Genomic DNA, 11594 nt, shown 5'->3' on the forward strand with positions numbered 1-11594 from the left:
AACATGCTTCAGCTGCCCGACTCCTGGACCTGGGATTTCTGGATCGCCGACACCGGCGACGAGTATCACCTGTTCTTCCTGTTCGCCTCGAAGGCCCTGCACGTCCCCGACCGCCGCCATCGCCGCGCATCCATCGGCCACGCCGTGTCGACGAACCTCACCGACTGGACCCGGCTGCCCGACGCGCTCGTGCGCGGCGATGCCCCGGCCTTCGACGAGGTTGCGACCTGGACCGGCTCGACGGTCCGCGGCGACGACGGACGCTGGTACCTCTTCTACACCGGCTGCAACGACGTGCCGACGCACACGACGCAGCGCATCGGCGTGGCGGTCTCCGACGATCTGGTCACGTTCACCAAGGTCGACGACCTCGTGATCGAGGCGGATCCGACCTGGTACGAGAAAAGCGACTCGGGCGTCTGGTTCGACGAAGCGTGGCGCGACCCGTGGGTGTACCGCGGAGCGGACGAGTGGCACATGCTCATTACCGCGCGGTCGAACGCCGGCTCCGCGCGCGAGCGCGGGGTAATCGGACACGCGACCTCGCCCGACCTGCTCGACTGGACCGTGCGCGAGCCCGTCTCCACCCCGGACGGCGGATTCGGCCAGCTCGAGGTTCCGCAGGTCGAGTTCGTCGACGGCCAATGGATGCTGCTGTTCTCCTGCCTGCGCAGCGAGATCGCCTCACGTCGGCATGCGGATGCCGGGACTGGCGGCGTCTGGGCGGCGACCGGAGAGTCGGCATCGGGCCCCTTCGACATTGCCGGCGCGGTTCAGCTGACGGATGATTCGCGGTACGCGGGGCGCATCGTGCGCGACCGCGCGGGGGACTGGCAGTTCTTGGCCTTTCGCAATCTGGAGGATGGCGTCTTCGTCGGGATGCTGGCGGATCCGGTGCCGTTCGCGGCGCTGGTCGCCGAGGCGCGCGGGGCGCCTGTCGGCGTCGCTCGCTCCGGCGGGTAGGAGCAGCGCTCGCGCGGGTGTTGGCGCGCAACGTCAGCTCGCGCGCATGTTGATCGCTCGCGCGGTTTGTCTCACCACAGGCTGACACGTTGGTAATCGCATGCGCGTGAGTGAACAATGACCGCGCCGATGCCCGGCACCCGGCATCCGACAGCGGCGCGGCGCTGGCGGCCGCCGGCCCCCGCTCGCTGCGACTGCCGCACCCGCGCGCCCGGGAGGGCAGCCCGCCCCAATTGTGGGACTGCCGCGACGGCATGCGCCGTCAGTACGTTGTAGGGAACCCGGGGAGCACGATGACCATTCCGATAACTACTATGCGCGCCCGAGCACCAGGCGAGCTCGTGATCGAGCGGCTGCTCGAGCTGCAGAGTGGAGCGCGCCCGCGTTCGAGGATCGCCCGATTCCTGGGAATCTCGCCGCTCGCCGACGACAACCTGTCGTGGTACCTCGGTGCGCTGGGCGAGATCGCCGTCGGTCGCGTGCTCGCGGCGTTACCCGCGGAGTGGGCGGTCTTTCACGCGCTTCCGGTCGGCAAGCGGGACTCCGACATCGACCACGTCGTCGTCGGACCCGCTGGCGTCTTCGTCATCAATACCAAACACCACAACAACAAGCCGGTCTGGATCGCCGGGGGCACGTTCATGGTGTCCGGACACTCGAAGCCCCACCTGCGCAATTCGGCGTTCGATGCTGACCGGGTCGAGCGTCTTCTTTTCGAGCGGGATCTCGCCTCGCCCGTGGTCCCCATGATCGCGCTGGTCGATCCGAGGTCGATCACCATCAAACGGGCGCCGAAGCGTGTGCAGGTCGTGGATGCGCGCCGCCTCAGCCGGTGGCTCACGCGGCGCGCGGAGGTGTTGTCGCCCGAGGTCGTGCTCGACGTCGTGGCGGTGCTCGACGCCCCCGCGAACTGGCGTGTGGCCACGGCACCCGATCCCGACCTGCTGGTGCGATTCGAGCGCCTCGACCGGGAGGTGCGCGCGGCGAGAGGGCGACGGATGCTGTGGGTCGCCGGCCTCACCGCGGCGGCGGTCGCGGGGATCCTGGTGCTGGCCCAGTACGCACCACAACTGACCGCGGGGTACATCGAGTTGTTCACGCCGTAGGTCGCGCACCGCGCGACGTGTGGCGCACCGCGCGACGTGTGGCGCACGAGCGTGGCCCGCGCTACCGTGGCGCGATGACGCCCGACGAGTTCCGCGACCTGTGCCTGTCTCTTCCGCAGGCCGTCGAGACGTTCCCGTTCGGTGAGGAGACGTCGGTGTTCAAGACCTCGGGCAACGGCAAGATCTTCGCGCTTTCCGGGCTGGATGACGCCCGCCTCACGATCTCGGTCAAGTGCGACCCGGAGGAGGCCCTCGCGCACCGCGCTGCCCACAGCGAAATCACGCCCGGCTACCACCTCAACAAGAAGCACTGGCTCACGATCGTGGTCGGGGGAGAGGTTGCGGGCGAGCTCGTGGAGCAGTTGGTGCGGGACAGCCACGCGCTGGTGCGTCCGCGGGTGGGGCGCGCGCCGCGCTGAGCGGATGCTGTTCGCTCGCGCGAATGCTGCGGACAGCGCAGGCGGCGGTCCGATCGCGCGCGCGCATGTTGTTCGCCCGAGCGGCTGTAATCGCATAGGCGCGAGCGAATAACGACCGCGGGGGCCCGATTTGGCGACGAGCCAGTGCGCCGCCGGACATTTCGGCTGCGCCGGCTGCGATTGTGATTGGGGCGCTGTTGTCTGCGGGATCCCGGCAGCCAGCGCCACCCGCAGCCCTGCGAACCGCCACAGACGGGCGCGCTTATCGAGATTTCTGAGCCGCATTTGCTTAAGTTGCTAACATAAATCCATGACCAACTCCACCATTGCCCTCTTCGGCGCGACCGGGCGCACCGGTCGGCTTGTGCTCGCCCAGGCGCTCGCGGATGGGCACACGGTGCGGGCCCTCGCCAGACGTCCCGAGGCGATCACCCAGGCATCCGACCGCCTGACGATCGTGCCGGGCGACGTTCTCGACGCCGCCGCGGTCGAGCGAACGTTGCGCGGAACGGATGCCGTGATCAGCGTGTTCGGACATGTGAAGGGTTCTCCGCCGACGGTGCAGACCGATGGCACCCGGAACATCGTCGAGGCGATGCAGCGGGAGCAGATCACTCGCATCATCTCGCTGTCGGGCGGGGGGCTGCCCGCCGAGGAGCACGATCGTCCCGGGGTGGCGGACCGCGTCATCCGGTTCCTGTTGAAGACACTCGCGCCGCAGGTGCTCGACGACGCGAGGCGGCACCTCGAGGTGCTGAAGAACAGCGGCCTCGACTGGACCGTCGTTCGGGGGCCGCGCCTGACCGACGCCCCGGTGACCGGCACGTACCGCGTCGGTTGGGTCGGAGTGAACGCCAGCACTCAGATCTCACGTGGGGACCTTGCGAGGTTCATCCTGAGTCAAGTGGATGACCGGCAGTTCGTGCGCGAGCTGCCGTTCGTCAGCCGGTGACCCCGGGCGACCAGCCGGTGACCACCGGCGAGCGCGAGGCGTCGCTGCACCGGGTGGTTGCGCGCATTGGTGTCGTCACCCGCGATTTCGCGGCGAGCGGGGCATACCCGTTCAAGTCGTACGACCTCGGACGCGGCCCCATGAACCTGCTCTTCGCACTTTCGCAGTCCGACGGCGCCAGCGTGTCCGAGCTGGCCGACGGGCTGCGGGTCACCAGCAGCGCGGTGAGCCAGACGGTCGACGCGCTGCGCGCCGTCGGCCTCGTCACGAGCGAGACCAACCCCGCCGACCGGCGGAGCCGGATCATCCGGCTCACCGACGCGGCGCGCGTCGAGGTCGACCAGTTTCAGCGGGCCTACTTCGACGGCATCGCCCCACGGTTCGATGCGCTCAGCGTCGCTGAGATCGTCGAGCTCGACCGCATCCTGTCGCTGCTCCGCGACCCGGACACCCAGTGAGCCGGCGCGGCCCGCGCGGTGCGGTGCTCGTCACCGGTTCGACCGGCAACGTCGGGCGGGCGGTCGCCCGGCATCTCGTGCTCGCCGGGGAGACGGTGATCTCGGGGGTGCGCGCCGATACCGCGGACCCGACGGCGGGCTCCGGCGTGGACCGGATGTTCCTGCTGCGACCCCCGCAGATCTCCGACGTGGCGCGGTATCTCTTCCCCCTGATCGACAGTGCGCTGGATGCCGGAGTGCGGAAAATCGTCTTCCTCTCGCTGCAGGGCGTGCAGTTCAACACGAAGACTCCGCACCATGCCGTCGAGAAGTATCTGAGGGCGCGGTCGGCTCCGTTCACGTTCCTGCGCCCGAACTTCTTCATGCAGAACCTGTCGACCTCGTACCGCGACGACATTCGCGACCGGGGCGAGATCTTCGTTCCGGCGGTTCGCGGCCGCACTGCCTTCGTCGACACCGACGACCTCGGCGCGGTGGCGGCAGTGGTCCTCACCCGGCCCGGGCACCTGCGCAAGGCCTATACGCTGTCGGGCGAGCAGTCCCACGATTACTACGGGGTAGCCCGGCAGCTCACCGCCGCCCTCGGCTACGAGGTGCGCTACGCGGCACCGTCGGCCCAGGAGTATGTCGCGCGCCTCACCGGGCAGGGTGCCCCCGCGGACTACATCGAGGTGCAGAAGATGATCTACCGGGTGGTGCGGGCGAACGTGTCGGCGCTCCCGAACCGCAGCATCCGGCGCCTGACGGGCAGGCCGGCGACGACCTTCGCCCAGTTCGCGGAGCGTGAGAAGGCGGTCTGGGCGCGAACCTGACCGATCGGATGGGTGGAGTCGAGTGCGGCGAAGAGGGTCAGGCGAGGTCTGGGGGCATCCCTAATGAGGTTAGCTGCGGGCGAGCATCGAGCGTCCCCGTCGATTCGCGGCCAGAGCGGGCCCCGAAGGCTTCCTCCACCACGCCCCACGGCAATCGCTCCTGCTCCAGCCGCGCGTTCGGCTCGGCCAGCAGAACCTCGTACGCCTCCCGCTCGGATGCCGTCAGCAGCGGCAACTGCGCCGACTGCGGCTTCTCCTCCCTCGCCCACAGGGAGCGATGCGCGAGCAGGGTGGCGGCGTCCATGAGCACCGAGTCGACCCGCGGCAGCTGGTGCCGCAGCCGGTTCAGAATCGCGAAGCCGTGCGTGTCGAGGTCGCCCCAGTACCGGATGCGCGCGCGCCGCAGCCAGGGCAGCTGGCCGTAGACGTCGACCGCGTAGCCCTGTGCCGCCAGCACGAGGCATCCGGGGCGGTCGTCGAAGGAGTAGGCGCTCTGCAGGTTCTCCGAGATGATGACCTCGGTCGGCTGCCAGTCGAGCCGGGCGAGCTCGGTGACCGGGGCGGCGAACTCGCCGAGGCCGCCGATGTGTGCGCGGAGCGCGGGGTCGAGCACGCGCACCAGCATCCGCGCGTCGATCCGCCGCGTCTCGAGCGGCCGGTCGCCCGCCCCCGCGGCCCGTAGCGCCACGAGCAGGGGCCGGTACTGGCCGAACCACTTGCTGTCGACTCCGGGGAAGGCGATCTGGCGCGGCAGCAGCTCGGACAGGTCGAGGTCGGCCGACCAGCGCAGGAATCCGACGACGTGCGACCACGACGAGGCCGGGGCCTCGAGCAGGCGGCGCATGGCACCGGCATCCGGCCGCGACAGCTCGGGCCACGAGGCGACGAGCTCCGCGAGCCGGCGCACCAGGATGCCCCACGGCGAGGAGGCGCCGACGAATACCGCCACGTCGGCCGGCTGTTCGAGCACGAGGCGCACCGGCACCGATTGCGCGCCCACATACCGGAACCGGCGCACCGCGAACTCCACCCGGCCCGGCCCGGCGAAGTCGTGCCAGGCCGCGGACCACTCACGCAACTCCGCGACCCGGTCGAGGGCCTCGTCGCCGGTCGGCGGCTGCAGGGCGATCGTGAGCGGGCTGCGCGTGGCCGGCTCGCCGCGCACCGTCGCCCACGCCCAGCCGGCCAGGTTGCGGTCGCACACGCGCCGGGCCTCGGCCCGGGCGTCAGCGATCGAGCGCATCGGCTCGTTCCTGCGCAGGCGTCGCGGTCAGCTCGACCAAATCGATCGGGAACGCGGACGACTCCTTGCGGTCGCGGATGTGGATGACGGTCGCCCCGCCGATGAACGGGCTGAGGGTCTGGATGAGCTTCATCGGCGTCGCGAGCACCATCTGGAACCCGAACTGCTCGAAGATGCGCATCGACTTCTCGGTGAAGTCGGCGTCGGCCTTGTCGAAGGCCTCGTCGATGACGACGGTGCCGTAGTCGGGGCGCTCCGCGTTGCGCCCGCCGAGCTGGTATCGGAGCGCCGCCGCGAGAGCGAAGGTGACAAGCTTGACGCGCTGCCCGCCGCTGCGGCCGGCCCCGGACGTGTGGATCTCGACGGTCTCGCCGCCCTCGCCGATCTCGCGCGCCTCGAACTCCACGTGCCGGCGCACATCGAGCACCTGCTCGCGCCAGTGCCGATGCTCCGGCTCTGGGCTGCCGAACCGGGTGACGAGCCGCCGCAGAATCTCGAACCGCTCGGTCGCCCGGGTCGGATCGTTGACGAGGGACTCGTCGGTCGCCGCCGCGACATCGCGCTTGAAGTCGTTCACGAGCGCGAGCTGCCGCTCCTTCACGTCGATGCGCAGAATCGTGCCGTGCCCGTAGTCGCTCAGCGCGAGCGACTCGTTGATCGGCGCGATCCGGTCGCGGATCTGCCGCCGCTCCTGGTCGATCTGCCGGCGCAGCTGCCCGAGCGACATCGTGGAGAGGTCCTGCAGCATGTTCAGAAACTTCGTCTCGAACTGCGGCAGCCCGTCGTGCTCGATCCGCTCGAGAATGCGCAGGTACTCTCCGGTCGCCTCGACGTCCGTGTCGACGTCGGCGGCCTCCGCCGTCCACTCCGCCTTGAACTCGGTGAACAGCTGGGTGAGGCGTTCCCGAATCGAGCGGATGCTGCGCTCCACCGCCGTCGTCTCGCCCGCGATCTCCTTCTGCACGTCCGCGCGCAGGTCGCCGAGCCGGTCGAGGGTCAGGCTGCGCGACCGTGCCGCGAACCGGGCCTCGAGCCGCGACAGCGCCGTCGCCCCCGCCGGCTGCAGCTCGGCACGCGTCGCCTGCCGTTCCTCGAGGCCGCGCGCGAGCCGCTTCAGCGAGTCGGATGCCGCGTGCACGCGCCCGCCCGCTGCCCGCAGTTGCTGCTCAAGCGCCGCCGCCTCCGCCTTCTGCATAGCGATCTGCTCGTCGAGCCGGGCGAGGTCGCGGTGGGTGGACGCGAACTCGGCGATGAGCTTGTCGAGGCCGTGCAGTCGCTGCGCGGCGCTCGCCGTGTCGATGTCGTCCCACGGGGTCTCGACGATGCGGCGGCACGCGTCGAGTCGCGCCTGCGCGGCGGTGCGCCGGCCGAGCACGGCCGTCACTTGCGCCTCGGCCACGTCCAGCTCCGCCTGCAGCCGTTCCGCATCGGCGGCGAACAGCTGCTGCTTGGCGGCGTTGTCGAAGCCGAGCACCCACTGCCGCCGGTCGTCGATGCGCGAGCGGTCGTTCTTCTCGTGCCGGGAGCTGCCGTGCCGCACCTGCCCGTTGCGGGTGATCGCCTTCTCGGCCCGCTGGAACGCGGCGAGGCTCTCGGCGCAGGCGTAGTCAAACCGCTGGCTCAGCTCGGCGTGCAGCCAGTTGGCGGCGGGGGAGTCGGCGACCTCGATCCGGTGCACCACCGAGTCCGGCCCGATGGCCCGGGGCTTCTGGGTCACCTCGCGCGGCACCCGGTAGTAGAGCAGCTTGCGTCCGAGGTGGGTGCTGTCGATGTAAGCGGATGCCGCGGCATAGACCGATTCGGGAATGAGCACCGACCGCGCGAACCCGCCGAGCAGCCGCTCGATCGCTCCGCGCCACTCGGCGTGCTCCTCGGGAACGTCGAGCAGCTCCGCGACGAATGGCAGCCGCTTCGGGTCGACCCGGGCGGCGGCGGCGAGCTCGTCGCGCAGCCTCAGGTCGGCGCCGTCGATGTTCGACCGGCTCGAGGCAAGGGTGGCCATCTCGGCCCGCACCGCGGCGAGCCTGCGCTTCGCGTCGTCGGCGCCGGCGAAGGCGTCGTACTGCTCCCGGTCGACCTCGGCGCCGCTGGCCGAGATCGCGTCGATCTCGGACTGCGCCTGGTTCACCAGCTCGGCGTGGTCACCCTGGGTGGCGGGTGTGGTCGCGCCGAGCACGGTCAGGTGCGAGCGCAGCGCGCCCTGGCGGCGGGTGCGCGACGATAGCTCGCCGGCGGCGCCGTCCCGCTCCGAGCGGATGCCGTCGAGCCGGCCACCGCCCGCCGTGAGGTGCTGCTCGCGCAGCACGTCGATGCGGTCGGTGACCAGTGAGAGGTCGGCCTCGAAGGTGGCCTCCTCGGCCGCAGCATCCGTCCGCTCCCGCTGGGTGCGGGCGATCTCGTCGTGGTGCAGCGCGATGGCCCGCTCGGTGACGTACCAGTCGGTCGCCTCGTTCTCGGCCTCGAGGTCGGCGGCGCGCGCGGTGAGGGTGCCGAGGTCGGCGTTGAGCCCGCGCACCGGCTCGAGGTGGGCGACCTGCCGGCGGGCGGTCTGCACCGCCTCGTGCGCGGCGGAGAGTTCGTCGAACTGCTCGACCATGCGCGAGGCGATGGCGAAGGTCTCGGGCTCGTCGAGCATGAAGTCGCGCAGCAGCGAGTCGAGGCTCGTGAGCCCCTTGGTGGCCTGGGTCTTGTGCAGCAGGCGCAGGGCACGCTCGCCGCCGACGCCGAGCCTGCGGGCGAACTTCTCCTGGAACGCGGGGTACTGGTCGCCCGCGTACCAGGGTGATAGCAGCGCCTTCACCGTGCGCAGGCTGAGGCCGTCGGCGAGCACCGCCTCGAGCTCGGTCAGGTCGAACCGGCGGTCCAGGATGAGGTTGACGCTGCGCACCCCGCTCGGGTCCGTGACCCCGCGGGCCGCCCAGAACACCCGCACCAGGGTGGTCTCGACGCCCCGGCCGTCGGAGTAGTCCAGGGCGATGGCCGACCAGGTGGTCCCCGGGCGCAGCTGCTGGGTCGCGACCTCGCCGGTGATCTCGTCGGCGTTGATCGACCACGAGCCGCGCACGTAGCTGAGCACGGTGCGGTCGCGCACCCGCTGGCCGGCGTCACCCGCGGCGGCGTTGAGGTTCAGATCTTTCGGGCGCACGAGCACGACCGAGATCGCGTCGAGGATCGTGGACTTGCCCGATCCGGATGCCCCGGTGATCAGGAACCCCTTCTCGGCCACGTCGATGCGGTGGTGGTTGGCGAATGTGCCCCAGTTGACGAGCTGGATTCCGGTGAGTCGATGCTGCCCGCGGCTGCTCCGCAGGGCGCCGTCGAGGTCGTCGAACAGGGTGTCGTCGCTCATGCGTCGTCCTCGGTGTCGTCGGTGTCGGGTGTGCCGTCGGTCGCGTCGTCGTCGGTGCTGCCGGAGCCGGTGCTGCCGGAGCCTGGTGCCGCGTCGAATCCGTCGAGCCGCGCGTCCCCAGCATCCGCCCCGCGCAGCGCCTCGTACGCGGCGGTCAGCGCGGCGATCTGCTCGGCCGGGAACAGGATGCGCAGCACCGGCGAGACCTCGAAGCGCCCCTCGGTGGAGGTGTTCGCGAGCACGCCGGCGTCGATCATCTTGCGCACCGCGCCGTTGATGCGCTTGAGGTGCGCGGATTCGTCGGTCGTGCCCTCGCGGCGGTACGGAGTGAGCTGCGCGGTGATGTCGTCGAAGCCGACGATCGCGCGCTGCCCGGTGCCGGCCACCGCGGAGAGCTGCCCGCGCAGGAAGAGCACGAGGGCGCTGTCGATCATGGTGAGCGGTACCTGGCGCAGCACGCTGGGGATCACGGCATCCGATTCGCTCGCCTGCTGGGTGAAGGCGATCCGCTCGCCGTCGTCGATGACGAGCAGCAGGAAGATCTCGCTCAGGTAGCGTCGCACCGCGACCTTGGAGCGCTTCAGGGCGGCCCATCGCGCGGGCTCGCGGCTGCCGTCGAGGAAGGGTCCGCGCAGCAGCTTCACGAGGGCGAGGCGGGTGTCGAGGTCAAGGGTTCCGGTGTCGCCGACAAAGAGGGTGGATGCTGCGGTGTCGTCGCCCTCGATCGGGTTGGCGGTGTCGTTCGCGGCGGTGCGGGCCGGGGTCATGGGTGCTCCTCGCTCGAGTGGGTGAAGAGAATGGTGGGCACGCGGGCGGCGAGCCCGGCGTCGCCCCAGGCCACCAGGTCGCGCTCGTTCTCGACGAGCACGGCGCGACCGTCGACCGTGCGCTCGAGCGCGATCGACAGCAGCCCGATGAGACTACCGAGTCCCTGCGTCGCCGGATACCGGTCGAGCACATCGCTGATGCTCGCCACCGGCAGGTCGTCGAGGGTCGCGTCGACGTTGCGGCGCAACTCGTAGAGGTTGATGTCGCTCTCGTTGATGAGCTCGCGCACCCGGTCGAGGTCGAGCTCGACCGGGGCGTTGTCGACCAGCCCCGGCGGTCGCTCGGTGTCGGGCGCGGTCATCGTGAGCTGGCTGACCGATCTCAGCTGCGCCTTGCTGAGGCTGAGGGTGAACCCGGTCGGGCGGATCAGGCTGCCCTCGCCGCTGAGCTCGCCGAACGCGCGCTGCGCCTGCTTGAGCAGCCGGCTGACGCGGCGTTCCTCCACGTATTCGCGCTGCTGCACGAAGGTGCGCAGGCTGCGGGCGAGGGAGGCGTAGACCTCGTGCACCTCGCCGCCGCGGGAGGTGAGGCGCTCGACGAGGGTGCGCAGGGCGATGCGCTCGCCGGGGCTGAGCGAGCCGAGGGCATCGCGCGTGAGCACGTCGTCGATCGAGCGGTCGAGCCCGGCGCTGCGCTCGGGGTTGATCAGCAGCGCGTAGAACGCGCCGAAGCTGCGGCCCGCCTCGTTGTCCTGCAGCACGTCGACGCCGCGGAACAGCGCATCGAGCACCTCGCCGCGCGCCCCGTCGCTCTCAATGATGTCGCGCCGGAACTGCACGTTGAGCGACTCGACGTCGCGGCGCACCCGGGCGAAGTCGGCGGGGAGCTGCTCGGCGAGAAGCAGGATGTCCCGGATGCGTTCGAGCGCAGCATCCGGGGCGACGACGTCGATGCGCCCCTCGCGGATGCTCGCGATGCGCTGGTCGAGCCGCTCGCGTTCCCGGGTGAGGGACTCGAGACGGGAAGCGACGTCGGTGTCGGTGTCGATCGCGAGCTGCTCGAGCTGGCCCATCACCGTGGTCAGCCGGCTCTCGGTGACCGACCGCGGCGGTGAGACGATCTCGTTCGCGATCCGCAGCGCCGCGAGTGCGTCCGCGGAGAGCTCGTAGGTCTCGGCCGCGCTGGTTGCGGTGCTTCCGGTGCTCGCGGCGCCGGTGCGCCGTTCGAGGTAACCGGCGTCGAGCCAGTCCGCCACGTAACGCTGGGGCGACTGCGGCAGCTCGTGCCCGGCCACCCGCAGCGCCTCGAGGTCGTCGCCGATCCGCTCGAACAGAACGGTCGCCTGCACCCGCGCCTCGCCTGAACCGATGAAGTTCGCGTGCAGGATCGCGAGCACGATGGGGGCCTGGCTGGCGCGCAGCAGCGACCACGCGGAGTCTCGGCGAACCCGGTCGAACCGGGCCGCGCTCTGCACCAGGGCGGCATCGCTGCGGGTCATGGATCGAGGCTACCGAACCCCTGCGA

Annotated in this window: 10 protein-coding genes; 6 read left to right on the forward strand and 4 right to left on the reverse strand. The window is 70.6% G+C overall.

The features are described from left to right. The first annotated feature begins 3 nt into the window (after positions 1 to 3). The 6 genes from ABIB15_RS00510 to ABIB15_RS00535 all read left to right on the forward strand — a co-directional run bounded on the left by ABIB15_RS00510 (position 4) and on the right by ABIB15_RS00535 (position 4710). Complete coding sequence (locus ABIB15_RS00510; RefSeq protein ID WP_354474390.1) at positions 4 to 963, forward strand: glycoside hydrolase family protein; 960 nt, start codon at positions 4 to 6, stop codon at positions 961 to 963. A 110-nt stretch (positions 964 to 1073) separates the two neighbouring features. Further along, positions 1074 to 2069 carry a nuclease-related domain-containing protein gene (locus tag ABIB15_RS00515; protein ID WP_354474392.1) on the forward strand — a complete coding sequence of 332 codons (996 nt, stop codon included), beginning with the start codon at positions 1074 to 1076 and terminating at the stop codon, positions 2067 to 2069. 74 nt (positions 2070 to 2143) lie between these two features. Further along, positions 2144 to 2488 carry an MmcQ/YjbR family DNA-binding protein gene (locus tag ABIB15_RS00520; protein ID WP_354474394.1) on the forward strand — a complete coding sequence of 115 codons (345 nt, stop codon included), beginning with the start codon at positions 2144 to 2146 and terminating at the stop codon, positions 2486 to 2488. 310 nt (positions 2489 to 2798) lie between these two features. Beyond that, positions 2799 to 3440 carry an NAD(P)-dependent oxidoreductase gene (locus ABIB15_RS00525; RefSeq protein WP_354474396.1) on the forward strand — a complete coding sequence of 214 codons (642 nt, stop codon included), beginning with the start codon at positions 2799 to 2801 and terminating at the stop codon, positions 3438 to 3440. Next, entirely contained in the window at positions 3437 to 3898 is a 462-nt protein-coding gene (locus ABIB15_RS00530; protein ID WP_354474398.1) for a MarR family winged helix-turn-helix transcriptional regulator, read from the forward strand. Before ABIB15_RS00525 ends, ABIB15_RS00530 begins: the two co-directional genes overlap by 4 nt. Further along, entirely contained in the window at positions 3895 to 4710 is an 816-nt protein-coding gene (locus tag ABIB15_RS00535; protein WP_354474401.1) for an NmrA family NAD(P)-binding protein, read from the forward strand. The genes ABIB15_RS00530 and ABIB15_RS00535 overlap by 4 nt, the downstream gene beginning before the upstream one ends. 37 nt (positions 4711 to 4747) lie before the next feature. Here the strand turns inward: ABIB15_RS00535 and ABIB15_RS00540 are convergent, their stop codons facing one another. The 4 genes from ABIB15_RS00540 to ABIB15_RS00555 are packed head-to-tail and all read right to left on the reverse strand — an operon-like array spanning position 4748 to position 11568. Next, positions 4748 to 5953, reverse strand: coding sequence for a Wadjet anti-phage system protein JetD domain-containing protein (locus ABIB15_RS00540; RefSeq protein WP_354474403.1), 1206 nt, complete (start codon positions 5951 to 5953; stop codon positions 4748 to 4750). Next, complete coding sequence (locus ABIB15_RS00545) at positions 5937 to 9302, reverse strand: ATP-binding protein (RefSeq protein WP_354474405.1); 3366 nt, start codon at positions 9300 to 9302, stop codon at positions 5937 to 5939. The genes ABIB15_RS00540 and ABIB15_RS00545 overlap by 17 nt, the downstream gene beginning before the upstream one ends. Further along, positions 9299 to 10069 (reverse strand): DUF4194 domain-containing protein, encoded by a 771-nt coding sequence (locus ABIB15_RS00550; protein ID WP_354474407.1) that lies wholly within the window; start codon positions 10067 to 10069, stop codon positions 9299 to 9301. Before ABIB15_RS00550 ends, ABIB15_RS00545 begins: the two co-directional genes overlap by 4 nt. After that, positions 10066 to 11568 carry a DUF3375 domain-containing protein gene (locus ABIB15_RS00555; protein WP_354474409.1) on the reverse strand — a complete coding sequence of 501 codons (1503 nt, stop codon included), beginning with the start codon at positions 11566 to 11568 and terminating at the stop codon, positions 10066 to 10068. The genes ABIB15_RS00550 and ABIB15_RS00555 overlap by 4 nt, the downstream gene beginning before the upstream one ends. Positions 11569 to 11594 lie beyond the last annotated feature (26 nt).

Origin of the sequence: Marisediminicola sp. UYEF4 (assembly GCF_040546025.1) — a bacterium.
Classification (GTDB): domain Bacteria; phylum Actinomycetota; class Actinomycetes; order Actinomycetales; family Microbacteriaceae; genus Marisediminicola.